Annotated in this window: 16 protein-coding genes and 1 pseudogene; 9 read left to right on the forward strand and 8 right to left on the reverse strand. The window is 70.8% G+C overall.

The genetic code is table 11. The annotated features are described in order from the left end of the window. Nucleotides 1-108: 108 nt before the first annotated feature. A complete protein-coding gene (locus ACFY10_RS26015; protein WP_390667619.1) occupies nt 109-1086 on the forward strand; it encodes a helix-turn-helix transcriptional regulator in 978 nt (325 codons plus the stop codon). Between the two features lie 140 nt (nt 1087-1226). Further along, nucleotides 1227-1628, forward strand: a complete 402-nt coding sequence (locus ACFY10_RS26020; protein ID WP_390667620.1) for a hypothetical protein — start codon at nt 1227-1229, stop codon at nt 1626-1628. A gap of 100 nt (nt 1629-1728) precedes the next feature. Here the strand turns inward: ACFY10_RS26020 and ACFY10_RS26025 are convergent, their stop codons facing one another. Beyond that, nucleotides 1729-2355, reverse strand: coding sequence for a TetR family transcriptional regulator (locus tag ACFY10_RS26025; protein ID WP_390667621.1), 627 nt, complete (start codon nt 2353-2355; stop codon nt 1729-1731). Nucleotides 2356-2501: 146 nt separating this feature from the next. Here ACFY10_RS26025 and ACFY10_RS26030 point away from each other — a divergent pair, with 146 nt between their 5' ends. The 3 genes from ACFY10_RS26030 (at nt 2502) to ACFY10_RS26040 (ending at nt 4266) form a co-directional block, all read left to right on the forward strand. Continuing rightward, a complete protein-coding gene (locus ACFY10_RS26030) occupies nt 2502-2663 on the forward strand; it encodes a hypothetical protein (RefSeq protein WP_030942782.1) in 162 nt (53 codons plus the stop codon). A 38-nt stretch (nt 2664-2701) separates the two neighbouring features. Next, the gene (locus tag ACFY10_RS26035) at nt 2702-2986 is read left to right on the forward strand and encodes a DUF4190 domain-containing protein (protein WP_390667879.1); all 285 of its coding nucleotides are present in this window, start codon (nt 2702-2704) and stop codon (nt 2984-2986) included. Between the two features lie 116 nt (nt 2987-3102). Next, nucleotides 3103-4266: a cysteine desulfurase family protein gene (locus ACFY10_RS26040; protein WP_390667622.1), complete on the forward strand. Its 1164-nt coding sequence runs from the start codon at nt 3103-3105 to the stop codon at nt 4264-4266. 21 nt (nt 4267-4287) lie between these two features. On the opposite strand, the gene ACFY10_RS26045 is transcribed toward ACFY10_RS26040, so the two are convergent. Together ACFY10_RS26045 and ACFY10_RS26050 are read right to left on the reverse strand one after the other, a co-directional pair. Next, complete coding sequence (locus ACFY10_RS26045; protein ID WP_390667623.1) at nt 4288-5832, reverse strand: multicopper oxidase family protein; 1545 nt, start codon at nt 5830-5832, stop codon at nt 4288-4290. Nucleotides 5833-6018: 186 nt separating this feature from the next. Continuing rightward, a pseudogene (locus tag ACFY10_RS26050) lies at nt 6019-6677 on the reverse strand (N-acetylmuramoyl-L-alanine amidase). 59 nt (nt 6678-6736) lie between these two features. Here ACFY10_RS26050 and mnmA point away from each other — a divergent pair. Beyond that, nucleotides 6737-7873, forward strand: coding sequence for a tRNA 2-thiouridine(34) synthase MnmA (gene mnmA / locus ACFY10_RS26055; protein WP_390667624.1), 1137 nt, complete (start codon nt 6737-6739; stop codon nt 7871-7873). A 3-nt stretch (nt 7874-7876) separates the two neighbouring features. Here mnmA and ACFY10_RS26060 read toward each other — a convergent pair whose 3' ends face one another. From ACFY10_RS26060 to ACFY10_RS26080, 5 genes are all read right to left on the reverse strand, one after another. Further along, nucleotides 7877-9517, reverse strand: coding sequence for a glycosyltransferase family 39 protein (locus ACFY10_RS26060; protein ID WP_390667625.1), 1641 nt, complete (start codon nt 9515-9517; stop codon nt 7877-7879). 11 nt (nt 9518-9528) lie between these two features. Further along, on the reverse strand, nt 9529-10533 hold the full coding sequence (locus tag ACFY10_RS26065; RefSeq protein ID WP_390667626.1) for a glycoside hydrolase family 26 protein: 1005 nt from the start codon (nt 10531-10533) through the stop codon (nt 9529-9531). Next, entirely contained in the window at nt 10530-12158 is a 1629-nt protein-coding gene (locus ACFY10_RS26070; protein WP_390667627.1) for a glycosyltransferase family 2 protein, read from the reverse strand. Before ACFY10_RS26070 ends, ACFY10_RS26065 begins: the two co-directional genes overlap by 4 nt. A 163-nt stretch (nt 12159-12321) precedes the next feature. Continuing rightward, on the reverse strand, nt 12322-13095 hold the full coding sequence (locus ACFY10_RS26075; protein WP_390667628.1) for an alpha/beta fold hydrolase: 774 nt from the start codon (nt 13093-13095) through the stop codon (nt 12322-12324). A 58-nt stretch (nt 13096-13153) separates the two neighbouring features. Next, on the reverse strand, nt 13154-13477 hold the full coding sequence (locus ACFY10_RS26080; protein ID WP_390667629.1) for a DUF427 domain-containing protein: 324 nt from the start codon (nt 13475-13477) through the stop codon (nt 13154-13156). Nucleotides 13478-13527: 50 nt separating this feature from the next. Here ACFY10_RS26080 and ACFY10_RS26085 point away from each other — a divergent pair, with 50 nt between their 5' ends. The 3 genes from ACFY10_RS26085 to ACFY10_RS26095 all read left to right on the forward strand — a co-directional run bounded on the left by ACFY10_RS26085 (nt 13528) and on the right by ACFY10_RS26095 (nt 16103). Then, the gene (locus tag ACFY10_RS26085; protein WP_390667630.1) at nt 13528-14091 is read left to right on the forward strand and encodes a TIGR00730 family Rossman fold protein; all 564 of its coding nucleotides are present in this window, start codon (nt 13528-13530) and stop codon (nt 14089-14091) included. Nucleotides 14092-14154: 63 nt separating this feature from the next. Then, nucleotides 14155-14853, forward strand: a complete 699-nt coding sequence (locus tag ACFY10_RS26090; RefSeq protein WP_390667631.1) for an SDR family oxidoreductase — start codon at nt 14155-14157, stop codon at nt 14851-14853. Between the two features lie 293 nt (nt 14854-15146). Then, nucleotides 15147-16103: a methionine synthase gene (locus ACFY10_RS26095; RefSeq protein ID WP_390667880.1), complete on the forward strand. Its 957-nt coding sequence runs from the start codon at nt 15147-15149 to the stop codon at nt 16101-16103. Nucleotides 16104-16113: the final 10 nt, after the last annotated feature.

Consider the following 16113-nt stretch of genomic DNA (forward strand, 5'->3'; position numbering starts at 1 on the left):
TTCATGGGGCCTCTCTCCGAAGGGCTGTTGAGTCAGAGAGTCGGCGCATAACCTGACAGTTTCCGTCAACATTTGCCGGAGACCTTCGCGCGGCGCGATTCTGGTGCCGTGAAGTCCGACCGACTGCTCTCGATCCTGCTGCTCCTGCAGACCCGTGGCCGCGTTCCCGCGCACGAACTCGCCGACCGGCTGGAGGTGTCGGTGCGGACCATCTACCGCGACGTCGAGGCCCTGTCGGCCTCCGGCGTCCCGGTCTACGCCGAGCGCGGGCGGCACGGCGGCATCGAGCTGCTCGCCGGGTTCCGTACGGACGTCACGGGCCTGACCGCCGACGAGTCCCGCGCCCTGTTCATCCTCGCCGGCCAGGGCGTACACGCCGCGCTCGGCCTGGACGCGGCGCTCGGCTCGGCGCTGCGCAAGGTGATGGCCGCGCTGCCGGCGCCGTACCGCCCGGCCGCCGAGGTGACCTCCCGCCGCATCCTCGTCGACGCCACGCGCTGGAAGGGCGGTCCGCAACCCGCCGTCGACCTGGACACCCTGCAGGACGCCGTCTTCGCCGACCGCCGGCTGCGGCTGCGCTACCGGCACAGCGGGACGCAGGAGGCGCGGACGTACACCGTCGACCCGTACGGGCTCGTGTCGAAAGCGGGTGTCTGGTACCTCGTCGCCGACCGCCGTACGAAACCGCAGCTCTTCCGCGCCGACCGGGTGCAGTCCGCCACCGTCCTGGACGACGCCGTGCAGCGGCGGCCCGGCGTCGAACTTGCGCATGTGTGGGAGGTGTTGCGCCGCCAGGTCGAGGAGCGGCCCGGCGGACTCGACGTCACCGTCCGCGTCCGCCGCGACCGCCTCGACATGTTCCTGCGCCTGAACGCCTCGTACCTCACCGAACTCCCCGACGACGACGGCGAGAGCGAGTGGGTGACCGCGCGACTCTCGTACGCGTTCGCCCGCGCGGCCCGCCAACTTCTGGCGTTCTCCGATCAGGTCGAGGTCCTCTCGCCGCCCGAGGTGCGCGCGGAGCTCGCCGCCGCGGCCGCTTCTGTCACGGACCTGTACCAGCGAGTAGGCGAGACCGGTTTGTGAAGCCCCAGGTCAGCGCGGTCTCTTGAGATCCTCTTTACCTGAATCACAGGCCGGGGACAGACCGCCCCCAAGGAAGCCCTAAGCGCCGTTGATTGAGTGCCCGCCTCAAGGTTCCCTCATCTTCCTTGGAGTTGTTTCTCATGAAGCGTGTGCGTCTCGTCCCCGCAGTGGCCCTGCTGGCGCTCTCGCCTCTGGTCCTGGCGGCCTGCGGTTCGGGCGACTCGTCGTCGTCCTCGAACAGCGGCAACTCCGGGCAGCAGCAGGCCTGTCAGGCACCGACCGGCAACGCCTCCGGGCGCCCGAGCGGCGCCCCCTCGGGTGCTCCTTCGAGCGCCCCCACCGGCAACGCCACCGCCAAGCCGTCCGGCGCGCCCTCGGGCATGCCGAGCGGCGCGCCCAGCGCCGGCGCGGCCGCCGGCGGCGGTCAGGGCGGCCCCGGCGGAGGCGGCCAGGGCGGCGGCTGCGGCGGCGGTCAGGGCGGTCCCGGCGGCGGTGGTGCCGCACCCAGCGGCGCCCCCAGCGCGCAGGCGACCAAGAACTGACCTCGGACGCCGTACGCCGGCGTACGACAAGGGGCGGCACCCCCGGTGAACGGGGGTGCCGCCCCTGCGTGTTGCCTGTCTGCTGCCCGGGCGTCCGGGCTCAGGCCGGCCAGTGATGCCGGCCGATGCTGATCAGCCGCATCTGCCGGGTCGCGACCTGCGCCACACGCTCGCGCTCCTCCTTCGGGCCCTCCAGCGCCTCCAGGAACAGCGACGCGGTGATCAGCATCTGGTCCACGTACAGATGGGCCAGCATGAGCAGGTCGTCGTCGTTCCAGCCCACCGACTCGGGGTCCTTGGCCAGCTCGGTCTTCACCTCCTCGGCGAACCGGGCCAGTTGGTCCCGGATGGCCTCCCTCACCGGCTGGACTCCGCCGTGCCGCTCGCGGGCGATGAAGCGGACATGGGCGGGGTACGCGTCCACATGGCCGGCGATCAACTCGATGGCGCGTGCTATCCGTTCGTCGCTGCTGTCGCCCGTGGCCACCGTCGTCCGGATCATCGGGTGCAGGCTGCCCAGCGCCTCCTCGACCAGGGACACGCCGAGGTCCGCCGTGGAGCGGAAATGGCGGTAGAAGGCGGTCGGGGCGACGCCGACGGCGCGCGTGACCTCGCGCAGGCCCAGACTGCTCAGGCTCTGCTCCTCCAGCAGACCGAGCGCCGCGTCCAGGAGCGCCTGCCGGGTCTTCTGCTTCTGGGCCTGCCGGATGCCGAGGGTGTGACTCATGTCATCCAGTTAACAACTGTTCTCTGGATTTGAAAAGCCGTAGGGCGCGCTAGACTCTGGAGTCAGTGAACAAGTGTTACTACAACCGTTCACCGAAACTTAACGAGAGGCGCCCTTCCGGGCGTCCTGGAGGGGGATCGAATCCCATGCTGTTCCTCGTCGCCGCACTCATGCTCCTCGGCGTCGTCCTGGGCACCGTGGCCCACGCGCCGCTGACCGTCACCGCTCTCGTGGCCGCCGGCATCGCCGTCTGGCTCGGCATCTTCGCCGCCCGCGAGCGCCACAGCCGCCGCACCTCGGCCAACTGACCGCCCGACCCGACTTCCCGTCCCTGGAGATGAGCACGATGCAACTGACCGCCCCGGCCACGAGCCGCACCGACACCACCACCCGCAAGCCCGCCCGCGACGCCGACGGCATGGCCGTGGCGTCCTTCATCCTCGGCCTCCTCGGCCTCCTCGTGCTGAACGTCTTCCTCGGCCCCGTCGCCATCGTCCTGGCCGCCGTCGCCCTCTGGCGCGGCACCACCCGCCGCGGGCGCGCGTACCTCGGCCTGGGCCTGGGAGTGGCCGACCTGGCGGTCCTGGTGATCGCCATGCAGATGTCCAACACGGTTTCCTGGAGCCTGTGACCCCGAGGCACACACCATGACGAACGGCCGACCTCCCCGAGGACGACGGGGCCCGGTCGCCGAGCCCGGCCTGGACGTACGGCCGACGACAGGGGCCCCGTAGAATCGGCCCCACCATGGCTTACCTCGACCACGCCGCGACCACCCCGATGCTCCCCGAGGCAGTCGAGGCGATGACCGCCCAGCTGAGCGTCACGGGCAACGCCTCCTCCCTCCACGCCTCCGGCCGGCAGGCCCGCCGTACCGTCGAGGAGGCCCGCGAGACCCTTGCGGAGGCGCTCGGCGCCCGCCCCAGCGAGGTCGTTCTCACCTCCGGCGGCACCGAGGCCGACAACCTCGCCGTGAAGGGCCTGTACTGGTCCCGCCGCGACGCCGACCCGGCCCGCACCCGCGTCCTCGCCAGCCCCGTCGAACACCACGCCGTCCTCGACGCCGTGCACTGGCTCGGTGAACACGAGGGCGCCACCGTCGAGTACCTCCCGGTCGACGCGTACGGACGGGTGCACCCCGAGGCGCTGCGCGAGGCGATCGCCCGCAACCCCGACGACGTGGCCCTGGCCACCGTGATGTGGGCGAACAACGAGATCGGCACGGTCATGCCGGTCCGTGAACTCGCCGATGCGGCAGGGGAGTTCGGCATCCCGCTGCACGCCGACGCGGTCCAGGCCTTCGGCCAGGTCCCGGTCGACTTCGCCGCCTCCGGCCTCGCCGCGATGACGGTCTCCGGCCACAAGATCGGCGGCCCGTACGGCATCGGCGCCCTGGTCCTCGGCCGCGAGTACACCCCCGTACCCGTCCTGCACGGCGGCGGCCAGGAGCGCCATGTCCGCTCCGGCACCCTCGACGTCCCCGCCGTCGCCTCCTTCGCGGTGGCCGGACGCCTCGCCGCCGAGCAGCGCGAGTGGTTCGAGCGGGAGATCGGCGCCCTGCGCGACAGCCTGGTCGAGGCGGTCCGTACGGCGGTTCCGGACGCGATCCTGGGCGGGGACCCGGTGGACCGGCTGCCGGCCAACGCCCACTTCACCTTCCCCGGCTGCGAGGGCGACTCCCTGCTTCTGCTGCTCGACGCCCAGGGCATCGAGTGCTCCACCGGCTCCGCCTGCACCGCGGGTGTCGCTCAGCCCAGCCATGTCCTGCTGGCCACCGGCACCGCCCCCGACCTGGCCCGCGGCACCCTCCGCTTCTCCCTCGGCCACACCTCCACGGAGGCGGACGTCGAGGCGGTCGCCAAGGCGATCGGCCCGGCGGTCGAGCGTGCTCGAGCCGCCGGGCTGACCTGAACCGTGCCGGTCTGACGGTCGCTAGCTGTCGGTGATCATGAGGGACGCCATCATGCCCTCGTCCTCGTGCTGCAGCAGATGGCAGTGAAGCATGTACATGTAGGTGTCGTCGGAGAAGTCCGTGAACTCCATGGCGATCTCGATGGATCCGCCGCCGACCACTTCGTAGGTGTCGAACCAGCCGAGGTCGACACCGGTCGGATCGTCGCCGTTGATGGAGATCAACTGGTACGGCACATCGTGCAGATGGAACGAGTGCTCCAGCTGCGTGCTGTTCTTGATCGTCCAGATCTCCTTGGACCCCAGCGTGGTGCTGATCATGGCCATGGAGGACATGCTCGTGCCGGCCGAGCCGTTGATCGTCATCGTCGTGCCGCTCTGGCCGAGCGTGATGGTCCGGGCGGTGAAGTCGCTCGTGTCGTACCGGTCGATCGTGTTGAGCGAGCTCGGCAGGTCGTCCGGGGTGTCGGTGCCGGACGCGGTGATCGCGAGCACGTCGTAGGTGCCGCTGCCGCCGCGCACCCACCCGGTGGTGACCACGGCCTGCAGCGTCACGGCGTCCGACAGGTCCAGCACGAACTCGGCGCGGGCGCCCGCCACCAGCCGGATGCTGTCCACCTCGGTGGCCGCGGTGAGGTAGCCCTGGTCGGTGGCGATCTGGTTGAGCGTGCCGCCGTCGCTTCGCTGGATGGTGATGATGTCGGACGGCGAGGCGTTGAGCACGCGGAACCGGGTGCGGGTCTTGGTCGCCGTGAAGGTGAGCGTGGTGTCGTCGACGTTGGTGCCGTTCAGCAGCAGCGGGAAGCTCAGCCCGCTGCTCAGATAGCCGGTCAGGTTGTACTTGAGGTCACCGGCGCTGTCGGTGGCGAGGCTCTGGAAGATGAGCGGGATGTCGTCGGTGCCGTAGGTGCTCGGCAGGTCGGAGGACGCCGTGGAGTCGTCCTCCACGATGATCATGCCGGCCAGACCGTGCACGGCCTGCTTGGCCGTGGTGCCCAGGGCGTGCGGGTGGTACCAGAGCGTCTTGGCGTCGTCCTTGACCGTGAACGTCGGGGACCAGGTCTCCCCGTCGGCGAAGGCGACCTGGGGGCCGCCGTCCATCTTGGCCGGGACATGGGCGCCGTGGAAGTGGACAGTGGTGTCCTCGCCCAGGCTGTTGGTGATGTTGAGCAGGACCGTGTCGCCACTGGTCCACTTCATGGTGGGGCCGAGGAAGGACTGGTTGTAGCCCATCGTGTCGCTGGTGACCCCGGAGATCACCTCGGCGGTGCCGGTCTTCGCCTCCAGCGTGAAGGTGGTGGTGCTGTCGGACGTGGTGCCCTCCAGCAGGTCCGGGACGGTCAGGGTGGCGGTGTTGGTCGCGGCCCCGGCCTTGTTCCTGCCCGCCTCGGTCAGCAGGGAGAAGGCGGCCCCGGCCCCGGCGACGGCCCCGAGGCCGACTCCGGCCATGCCGCCGAGGAACCTGCGCCGGTGCATGCCTTTCCCGCCGGCGGTCCTGCTGCTCTTGGAGTGCTTGCCGTCGTTGCTTCTGCCCGTGGTGCTACCGGGCTCGGTGATGTCAGCCATGGCCCGGGATGTTTGACCCGCGGGCTATGGGAAGACTGGGACGAAGTTAGGAGCAGGCCGCGTCCGCTGTGAGGGTGCCGTGAGCGGCGAGATCGGTTAACTCCCTTGAAAAAAAGCCAAGTTGAGGAACGCCTGATCGCGCACGGCGGGAGGGACGCATCGGACACGTCGTCCCGGCGGAAGGCTTTACGACTTCGTTGTCATCGCAGACCGCACGAGCCCCATGTACCGGTCCCAGTCCCAGTACCGCCCCGGATCGGTGTGGTCCGTCCCGGCACCTCCACATGCCCGATGATGTGCTCCCGGTCGACGGGGATGCCGTACCGCCCGCATATCCCCGCCGTCAGCCGCGCGGAGGCCGCGTACATCGCGTCCGTGAACGAGGAGGCGCGCTCCACGAAGCCCTCGTGCTCGATGCCGACACTGCGTTCGTTGTACTCCCGGTTGCCCGCGTGGAACGCCACGTCCAGCTCGCGGATCATCTGGGTGATGTGCCCGTCCTTGCGGACTATGTAGTGGGCCGCGGCCTTGTGGTCCGGATCCTGGAAGGCCTTGACCGCGCTCGCGAAGCCGCCCTGGGTGACATGGATGATCACCCGGTCTATCGAGTAGTCGTCCGGCCGGTCGGCCCGCCGGTAGTTGGACGACGAGGCCGCCACCCAGGTGGCGCCCCGGAAGTCCACCGCGCCCGGCACCCGCGGCTTCTCCACCCCCGGCAGCCGCCACCACAGATGCGACAGCTCCTTGCGCGCCAGCACGGCCGTGCCGACGGCGGCCGCCGCCCCGCCCAGCAGCAGCGCACGGCGCCCGATGTGCCGGTCCGTATCGCTCTTCCTCGCCCCCATGCGATCACCAACGGATACTCGGGGGCTCCGGTTCCCGCGCCCCGTACTCTTGAAGGGCTATGACTGACACCACGCAGCGCCCCCGCCCTCTTCGCGTACTCGCCGCCATGTCCGGCGGAGTGGACTCCGCCGTCGCCGCCGCCCGCGCCGCCGAAGCCGGCCATGACGTGACCGGCGTCCACCTCGCGCTCTCCGCGAACCCGCAATCCTTCCGCACGGGCGCGCGTGGCTGTTGCACCATCGAGGACTCCCGCGACGCCCGCCGCGCCGCGGACGTCATCGGCATCCCGTTCTACGTCTGGGACCTCGCCGACCGCTTCCGCGAGGACGTGGTCGAGGACTTCGTCGCCGAGTACGAGGCCGGCCGCACCCCCAACCCGTGCCTGCGCTGCAACGAGAAGATCAAGTTCGCCGCCCTGCTGGACAAGGCCCTCGCGCTCGGCTTCGACGCGGTCTGCACCGGCCACTACGCCCAGGTGATCGTGAACGAGGACGGCACGCGCGAGCTGCACCGCGCCTCCGACATGGCCAAGGACCAGTCGTACGTCCTCGGCGTCCTCGACGAGAAGCAGCTCGCCCACGCGCTCTTCCCGCTCGGGGACACGGTGACGACCAAGGACGAGATCCGCGCCGAGGCCGAGCGCCGCGGCCTGGCGGTCGCCAAGAAGCCCGACTCGCACGACATCTGCTTCATCGCGGACGGCGACACCCAGGGCTTCCTGGCGAACAGGCTGGGCAAGGCCGAGGGCGACATCGTCGACGAGTCCGGCGCCAAGCTGGGCACGCACGAGGGCGCGTACGGCTTCACCATCGGCCAGCGCAAGGGGCTGCGCATCGGCACCCCGGCGCCCGACGGCAAGCCGCGCTACGTCCTCGACATCTCGCCGGTGAACAACACGGTGACGGTCGGCCCGGCCGACGCCCTGGACGTGACCGCCCTGACCGCGATCAAGCCCCGCTGGTGCGGCACCGCCCCCTCCGGCCCCGGCAGCTACACGGCCCAGCTGCGCGCCCACGGCGGCGAGACCGAGGTCACCGCCGAACTGGTCGACGGCCGCCTGGAGGTGTCGTTCACGGAGCCGGTCCGCGGCGTCGCCCCCGGCCAGGCGATCGTGCTGTACGACGGCACGCGCGTGGTGGGCTCGGCGACGATCGCGACGACCACGCGCGCGAGGACGGCGACTTCGCTCGCGTAAGCCCTAGGAAGGCGCCCAGAGCTCGAACCGGCTGCTGCCCCAGCCCGTGGCATAGGGCACCGTGCCGATGAGGCGGTAGCCGGTCGAGTGCACGAGCGCGTCGCGGACGGTCGTGCTCTCGCCCGTCGGGTTGCCCCGGTCCAGCACGATCAGCGTGAAGTGCCGCTCGGCCACCGCGGCCTTGAAGCCCGCGGCCCCGGTGAGGTGCCGTCCGGAACGGCTTGTGTAGTCGATCGTGTAGGTCGAGTTCCACTGGCGGTACGAGGTGTCCCGGCCCAGCGCGTAGACCGGCACCTCGTAGGTGTCGGCCAGGTAGCGGCCGTGCGCGCTCATGTAGGGCCGTACGGCGGCCACCAGGCCCCTGGAGTCCGGCCACACGTGGAAGTTGTCGTACGCCTGCGACATCCCGCTGGAGAGCAGCACCACGCCCAGGAAGATCGCCCACTGCGGGTACTTGAAGTGGGCCCCCATCAGCCGGGTGACGCCGACCCCGGCGAGCGGCGCCGCGAAGAACAGGCCGTAGCCGATGTGCTTGTGCAGCGAGACCTCGGTGTGCAGGTGCAGCTGGTAGGCGGGCGCGAGCAGGGCCGTGCCGACCAGGAGCAGTCCGAGCGCTGCCCGCCAGCGGGCCCCCGGCAGCGCCGCGCGCCAGCCCGGCATCTCGCTCATGCGGCCACTGCGGACGTAGCTGAACGCCCCCAGGAGGGCCACGGCGACCGCCAGGCCGCCCCAGCGGGCGGAGTCCCGCAGGATCGTCCAGGAGGGCGTCGTACCGGCCGCACGGGCCGTCGTGGTGGACTGGATCGCCGCCAGGTATCCGGAGGCGTACAGCCCGGCGCCCAGCAGCGCGCCGGTGGCCACGGCCAGCAGCACACCCCGCCCCAGCGCCCGCGGCAGACCGCGCCGTTGGTAGGCGGTCAGCACGCCGAGCAGGACCACGGTGGGCAGGTACAGCGCCGAGGCGTACTTGACCGCGACCGCCAGCGCGGCCACCGGTGCGGCCAGCAGGGCGAGCAGCGGGTGCGAGTCCGCGGTGCGTACGACGATCCAGGCGGCCAGCGCCAGCAGGAACAGGGCGAGGGCGTCGTAGGTGGCGAAGTTGCCCATGAAGGCCGTGGACTGGGCGATGGCGAAGACGCCGGCGGCGCACAGGCCCGCGCGCTCGTTGAACAGGCGGCGCGTCATCGCGTACAGCAGGGATGTGCAGCCCAGCATGCAGGCGAGGCTCAGCGCGCGGGCCCCGGCCAGCCCGAAGACGGAGTCGGCGGCGGCCGCCAGGACCGGGTAGAGGACGGGCGCGCCGGAGAAGTAGCTCTCGAAGCCGCCGTAGAGCTTCGTGCCGTGCAGCAGGTGGCCGAGTTCGGCGTGGCCGGCGAACAGGTAGAGCGCCTCGTCCTCGAAGGCCGTGTTCTGCAGGCGCAGCGACAGCGCGGTCTGCATGACCAGCAGGGCGAGCAGGACGAGCCGGCTGACCCGGGCGCGGCGCGAGCTCGGGGCGGCGGACCAGCCGGAGTCGGGGGCCGGGGGGAGCGTGTAGCCGGACCTGCGGGGCCTGAGCACCCGCAACTGCATCGTCTCGGCCACCCTCGACCGGGCCTTCGGCCTGGCCACGGGCAGTTGCATGGTGGAGTCGTTGCGCTCCATTGACGGGCCCCCTACGGTTTCCGGACGTCGAAGCCGAAGGAGTCGTCCGCCGCCGCCTTCTTGAACGCGGCGAGCGACAGCGGGCCGCTGTTGATCCGCCAGTCGGCCTCCTTCTTGAGGTTGAACCAGACCAGGCCCAGCACGTCGCCACGCGCGCGTACACCCGCGAACAGGTCGGCGATCTCGGTGGGCTTGCTCTCCCCGGCCTGGACACCCGTCTCCGCGATGACGAACGGCTTGCGGCTGAAGCGGCGGATCTCGGTCATGGTCGGGCCGAACAGGGTGCGGAAGGTGGTCGGGCCGCTCAGTGCGTAGTAGCCGACGACGCCGACCCAGTCGACATACGCGTCCCCGGGGTAGTACGGCTCGAGCCGTACGTCCGGGACCGGGTTGATGACGTTCGGGCTCCACACCCAGATGACATCGGCCGCGCCCTCGTCCGTGAACAGGTCGTGGATGTGCCGCCATGCGCGCGCGAAGTCGGCGGCACTGGTCTTCTCGCTGCCCCAGGGGTACCAGCCGCCGTTCATCTCGTGCCCGAAGCTCAGCGCGAGCGGCCGGTTGTAGTCGCGCACGGCGTCCGCGAACTCCCGGATGTACGCGTCGTCCCGTCCGGCGGCGATCTGCGCGGCCGTACGGGAGAAGGGTTCCCAGACCAGGAAGGGCAGTTGGCCGTCGTCCCACACGGCACGGTTGACGTCCGGCTGGAACGGGTCGCCCCATTTCGCGTAGTACTCACGCAGATTGGGCCGCTTCCCCGCCTTCTCGGCGAAGGCGGCCACGGGCGCGGCGGCGCGGGGCGAGCCGTTGAAGGCGGCACCGAGGTACTTGTGCTCCGGCTTCAGCAACGGGCGTATGTCGTACGGCGGTTCGGCACCCTGCGTCTGCTGCTGCGCCTTGGCCGCCGCGGCCGGGGAGACCTGCGGGGCGGGCGGCGCACAGGCGGCGACGGTGGCCAGCAGGCAGCCGACGAGGGTGAGCAGCAGGTGGCGGCGGGGCCCGGTCGTCCGGCTCATACGGCGGCCGCCTCGGCGTGCGGCTGGATGAGGGCGCGGGCGACCGCGACGCCGTAGAAGAGGCCGGAGGCGAGCATCAGGGCGTAGTCGGACGGGCTGAGCGAGGTGCTCATCCGCCAGACGGCGACCGCGATCCAGGCCACGGCCGTCGTCCCGCTCCAGGCCCACATGCCGATCCACAGGCGGCGCGTCTTGCTGCCCTTGGCGCCGCCCGCTCCGGTCGGCGTCCAGCCCATCGGGCGGCGGCGCACGGTGTCCCAGATGGCGAAGGCGTGCGCCCAGCCGTACAGGATGCGGGTGGCCCAGGCCTCCAGGCGGTAGGGGTTGCGGTGCCAGATCGGGTAGATCACGGTCAGGTAGATCACGCTGGGCAGCACCAGGCCGATGTTCGCCAGCTTCAGCTGCTCGGGGGCCGCCAGCATGATCGTCAGGGCGATCAGCGGGCCGCTGAAGGTCAGCAGGCCGGTCTCGACGTAGTAGATGAATCCGGACAGATAGCACAGCCGGCTGACGAAGCGCATCTTCGTGCGCCAGAAGTCCCTGCTGCCGAGCATCGCGAGCGAGGCCATGCACCAGCGGTACTGCTGGCTGTAGAAGGCACCCACGGTGTCCGGGCACACCCCCGTGGACAGCGCGACCGGCACGTACGTCAGATCCCATCCACGCGCGCGCAGTTCGAAGCCGGTGTACATGTCCTCGGAGTGCTCGACCAGGCTGGTGCCGCCGATCTCCGCCAGCGCGCTGCGCCGGTACACGGCGCAGCTGCCCACGCAGATCGAGCCGTCGCTCTTCTGCCGGGACACCTGGACGCTGCGGTAGAACAGCTCCTGCACGGCCGCCGCCCCGCGCTCGATCCAGTTCTGCTGGTCCAGGACGCGGAAGAACTGCGGCGACTGCACGATGCCGGTGCGCGGCTCGCGGTCCATGTACGGGAGCAGCTCGTGCAGCAGATCCGCGCGCGGGGCGAAGTCGGCGTCCAGGATGAGGATGAACTCGCCCGCCGAGCGCTCGAAGCCGTGGCGCAGATTGCCCGCCTTCTTCATCCAGCCCCGATTGGGCCGCACCAGATACCGGAAGCCGAAGTCGGCGGCCATCGCGCCGATCTCCGAGTCGTCGGAGTCGTCCAGCACGATCGGGGTGACTCTTCCCGGGTAGCGCTCGGCCAGCGTGCGCACATGCAGCCAGGTGTTGTGCAGCACCTCGATGGGCTCGCCGCACACGGGCAGGAAGACGTCGACGTCCGGGTACCGCTGCGGCTGCCACGCCTTGACCAGCCGGCGGTGCCCGCGCAGGTCGAAGCTCGGCGTGAAGGCGTCCAGCCGGAACGAGATCAGAAAGCTCACCACGGACAGCAGCAGGAACGGGACGTAGGCCCAGATCCACGCGCTGGTCGTCGCCGCCTGCACCTGACTGATCACCAGGCACACGAATCCCACGACGGAGGAATACGTCAGCACCCAGGTATGGCGCCTGACGTACGAGATCTTCTCCCGGTCGTCGGGAGGGGAGGGCAGCAGCCCGGTCCGGTCGTGGCCGGAAAGGGCCTTGCGCGGTTCGGCCCGGCGGCGGCGCTGCGGCGGGACCGCCGGGATGCCGCCGTCGGGCAGGGTGTGCGCGGTGTTCATGGGTCGTGCTCCACAAGCGAGCCGGAATGCCGGGGGACAAGGAGGCTCGCCGGAAGCGCGAGTTGGTTGTGAAGCTTATGTGACTATCCGGCCCGGTGGGTTGCGGGTTCTTTAAGTCTTGACGTGGGAGCGCGCCCATTTACGCGCCCGTCTACGCGCCCGTCTAGAAGAACTCCGCCAGCGCCGGCGCAAGGGCGTTCGGATCCACCATGTGGGTCTGGCCCTCCAGGACGCGATACGTCCCCTGGGGTGCCGTTTCGGCCACGGCCCGGGCGGCCTCGCGCATCCAGGCAGGGCTCGCGCTGCCCGCAAGGGACAGGACGGGCACGTCGATCCCGGCCAGCCGGTCCCGCGGCACCAGACCGCCTCCCATCACTGCGTTGTCGTACGCCAGGCTCGGCGCGATCGTCTCCATGCCGGGCCACATGGGGGAGTTGCGGGCACCCTGGATCATCTCCTCGGCCAGCCCGGTGAGCCTGAGGAACAGCTCGACCGCGTCCCCGCGCCGGCCCTGCCCGAGCGCCTCGTCGAGCTGCTCGGTGTACGCGGCGCGCTCCTTCGCGCCGCCTTCGTACACGGCGTACGGCACCTCGTACACCGCGACCCGACGGACCGGCAGCCCGCTCGCGGCCGCCTCCAGGACGAGCGCGCCGCCCGACGAGATGCCGTACAGCGAGGCCTCGCCGCCCGCCGTGTCGATAAGTGCGGCAAGGTCCTCGACCTCTCGGGCCACCTCGTACGGCTTGGTGTCGCCGCTCTCGCCGCGGCCCCGGCGGTCGTAGGAGATGACGCTGAAACGACTGGAGAGCGGCCCGGCGAGGGGCGCCACGGTGGCGCCCGTCGACATCGCGCCACTGACGAGGATGACCGCGGGCCCCTGCCCGGTGCGTTCATACGCGAGGGAGGTGCCGTCGCGCGAAATGGTCTTCTTGTCCATGCCTGTGGAGACTGCCCCAAGGCGGAGAAATAATCGCGGTTACTCGCTCACGACTCGCTCACGACACCTCGACTTCGTAGAAGCAGAGGTGGTCCTTGATCTCGGCGACCTCGGGCTTGGGCTCGGGATAGGACCACACCAGGTCCGCCGCATCCGGCAGCGACCAATAGCTCGCGGTGCCCTTGAACGGGCAGTAGGTGTGGGTGTCGGACGGGGTCAACAGCTCGAGTCGTACGTCCTCGGCGGGGAGGTAGTACCGCGGCGGACAGCCCGTCTCGCGCAGCACGAGGGCCCGCTCGCTCTCCGCCAGGACCTGCTCGCCGTGCACCACGCGCACGTGCTGGTCGACTTGCTCGATGGTGATCGTGTGTCCTTGTGCCATACCGGAAAAGCGCTCGCGGGCGCCCGGTTCTTCCCGCGTACGGTGACCTCATGCGAATCTGCGTCTTCCTCTCCGCCGCCGACCTCGACGACCGCTACACGCGTCCCGCGCGCGAGTTCGCGAAACTGCTGGGCAAGGGCGGGCACACGCTCGTCTGGGGCGGCTCCGACGTAGGCCTGATGAAGGTGGTCGCCGACGGCGTGCAGGAGGCGGGAGGGCGGCTCTGCGGGGTCTCCGTGGGCTTCCTGGCGGCCAAGGTGCGGCCCGGTGCCGACGAGATGGTGATCGCGAAGGACCTCGCCGAACGGAAGAGGCTGCTCCTGGAGAAGGCCGACGCCGTGGTGATCATGGTGGGCGGCACCGGAACGCTCGACGAGGCCACCGAGATCCTGGAACTGAAGAAGCACGGCCACACCGACAAGCCGGTGGTCCTGCTGAACACCGCAGGCTTCTACGACGGCCTGAAAGAGCAGTTCCGGCGGATGGAGGACGAGGGGTTCCTGCCCCGGCCCCTCGCCGACCTGGTGTTCTTTGCCGAGGAGCCGGTGGGCGCGCTGGCGTATCTGGAGGCTGTGACATCGGCTGCCACCGCCGCGGGCCAGGGCGTCGAGTGAGGCGCGCGTGACGCGAGCAGGGGAACAGGGCGGGGCGACGGGCGGCCGCCGGCGGGTGCGAGCATGGCGGACATGGCTACACATGTGATCACCGGAGCGGGCTCCGGCATCGGCGCGGCCGTCGCCCGCCGCCTCCACGCGCGCGGGGACGAACTCGTGCTGCACGCGCGCGATGCGGGCCGCGCCAAGGAGCTCGCGGCGGAGTTCCCCGGTGCGAGGACGCTGGTCGGCGACCTGGCCGACCCGGACAAGCTGTCCTGGGCCTTCTCGCACCAGACGCTGCCGGACCGTGTCGACTCCCTGCTCCACATCGCCGGTGTCGTCGACCTGGGCCCGGTGGGCGAGCTCACCCCGAAGTCCTGGCGCCACCAGCTCAATGTCAACCTGATCGCCCCGGCCGAGCTGACCCGCCACTTCCTGCCCCAACTCCGCGCCGCCCGCGGCCATGTGGTCTTCGTCAACTCCGGGGCGGGCCTGAACGCCCACGCCGACTGGTCCGCGTACGCGGCCTCGAAACACGGTCTGAAGGCGTTGGCGGACTCGCTGCGGCACGAGGAGCACGGCAATGGCGTCCGCGTCACCTCGGTGTACCCGGGGCGCACCGCCAGCCCCATGCAGGCCAAGGTCCATCAGCAGGAGGGCAAGGAGTACGACGCGTCGAAGTGGATCGACCCGGAGTCGGTGGCGACGACGATTCTGATGGCTGTTGATCTGCCGGCGGATGCGGAGGTCAACGATCTGACGGTGCGGCCGGGCCGCTGACGGCTTTGTCTCGCCCCCGCCGCCCCTACCCGTCCCATCCCCAGACCCCCGTTCGGCCCTGAACGGGCCTCGTCCTCAAACGCCGGACGGGCTGAAATCCAGCCCCTCCGGCGTTTGAGGAGCGGGGGTCCGGGGGCTGGCCCCCGAAGCGGGGTGCAGGGGCGCGGTCCCTGGTGGGGTCGAAGGGGCGGAGCCCCTGGGGATGGGACGGGTAGGGGCGGCGGGGGCGAGAAACATAGGCTTCTCGTGTGAACGCAGACCTTTCCTTCGGGGCAGCCACCGGTGTCGGCTCCATGCCCGGCGGCGACGCCCGCGAGGCCGCCAAGACCGTCACCGGGACCTTCGAGGACTTCCCGTTCCTGCCCGAGCTGCCCGCCCGCGGCCCCGGCGCGGACATGATCGGCAGGACCGCGGGGATGCTCGTCGAGTTGTACGCGCGCGTAGAGCCCAGCGGCTGGCGGATCGGGGACCACCCGGGCCGGGACACCAAGCGGGCGAGGTCGTGGCTGGGGGAAGACCTCGACGCCCTGGAGGAGTTCACGCAGGGGTACGAGGGCCCCCTGAAGGTGCAGGCCGTGGGCCCCTGGACCCTCGCCGCCGGCCTCGAGCTGAGGAACGGCGAGGCCGCCCTCTCCGACCCCGGCGCCTCCCGCGACCTCGCCGCCTCGCTCGCCGAGGGCCTGCGCCTGCACCTGGGTGAGGTGCAGCGACGCATCCCCGGCGCGCAGCTCGTCCTCCAGCTCGACGAACCCTCTCTCACCGCCGTACTCCGCGGCCAGCTGAAGACCGCCAGCGGCTACCGCACCCACCGCGCCGTCGACCGCCAGCTCGTCGAGGCCACCCTCCGCGATGTCGTCGGGGTTCACAGCGACGGCCCCACCGTGGTCCACTCCTGCGCACCGGACGTCCCGTTCGCCCTCCTGCGCAGGGCCGGCGCGGCGGCGATCTCCTTCGACTTCTCGCTCCTCACCGAGCGTGACGACGACACGATCGGCGAGGCGGTGGAAGGGGGTACCCGGCTGTTCGCCGGTGTCGTGCCGGGCACGGACGGCCCATTGTCAGACCCTGCCGGTAGCGTCATGGGTGTCAGGACGCTGTGGCGCAGGCTGGGGCTGCAACCGGGGCTTCTCGCGGAGACGGTCACGATCACTCCGTCGTGCGGACTCGCGGGGGCTTCCCCGGATTACGCGCGCAAGGCCCTCGCCCACTGCGTCCGGGCGGCGAGATCCCTCGCGGACAACCCAGAGTAACGGGAGGACA

It is taken from the genome of Streptomyces sp. NPDC001401, assembly GCF_042895385.1.
Lineage (GTDB): Bacteria > Actinomycetota > Actinomycetes > Streptomycetales > Streptomycetaceae > Streptomyces.

Excerpts from the sequence above, each read along its gene's own strand:
- ACFY10_RS26035 (WP_390667879.1), top strand. The coding sequence starts at position 2,702 with ATGCAACTGACCGCCCCGGCCACGAGCCGCACCGACACCACCACCCGC.
- ACFY10_RS26075 (WP_390667628.1), bottom strand. The coding sequence starts at position 13,095 with ATGGACAAGAAGACCATTTCGCGCGACGGCACCTCCCTCGCGTATGAA.
- ACFY10_RS26060 (WP_390667625.1), bottom strand. The coding sequence starts at position 9,517 with ATGGAGCGCAACGACTCCACCATGCAACTGCCCGTGGCCAGGCCGAAG.
- ACFY10_RS26030 (WP_030942782.1), top strand. The coding sequence starts at position 2,502 with ATGCTGTTCCTCGTCGCCGCACTCATGCTCCTCGGCGTCGTCCTGGGC.
- ACFY10_RS26040 (WP_390667622.1), top strand. The coding sequence starts at position 3,103 with ATGGCTTACCTCGACCACGCCGCGACCACCCCGATGCTCCCCGAGGCA.
- ACFY10_RS26070 (WP_390667627.1), bottom strand. The coding sequence starts at position 12,158 with ATGAACACCGCGCACACCCTGCCCGACGGCGGCATCCCGGCGGTCCCG.
- ACFY10_RS26020 (WP_390667620.1), top strand. The coding sequence starts at position 1,227 with ATGAAGCGTGTGCGTCTCGTCCCCGCAGTGGCCCTGCTGGCGCTCTCG.
- ACFY10_RS26025 (WP_390667621.1), bottom strand. The coding sequence starts at position 2,355 with ATGAGTCACACCCTCGGCATCCGGCAGGCCCAGAAGCAGAAGACCCGG.
- ACFY10_RS26095 (WP_390667880.1), top strand. The coding sequence starts at position 15,147 with ATGCCCGGCGGCGACGCCCGCGAGGCCGCCAAGACCGTCACCGGGACC.
- ACFY10_RS26080 (WP_390667629.1), bottom strand. The coding sequence starts at position 13,477 with ATGGCACAAGGACACACGATCACCATCGAGCAAGTCGACCAGCACGTG.
- ACFY10_RS26065 (WP_390667626.1), bottom strand. The coding sequence starts at position 10,533 with ATGAGCCGGACGACCGGGCCCCGCCGCCACCTGCTGCTCACCCTCGTC.
- mnmA (WP_390667624.1), top strand. The coding sequence starts at position 6,737 with ATGACTGACACCACGCAGCGCCCCCGCCCTCTTCGCGTACTCGCCGCC.
- ACFY10_RS26090 (WP_390667631.1), top strand. The coding sequence starts at position 14,155 with ATGGCGGACATGGCTACACATGTGATCACCGGAGCGGGCTCCGGCATC.
- ACFY10_RS26045 (WP_390667623.1), bottom strand. The coding sequence starts at position 5,832 with ATGGCTGACATCACCGAGCCCGGTAGCACCACGGGCAGAAGCAACGAC.
- ACFY10_RS26085 (WP_390667630.1), top strand. The coding sequence starts at position 13,528 with ATGCGAATCTGCGTCTTCCTCTCCGCCGCCGACCTCGACGACCGCTAC.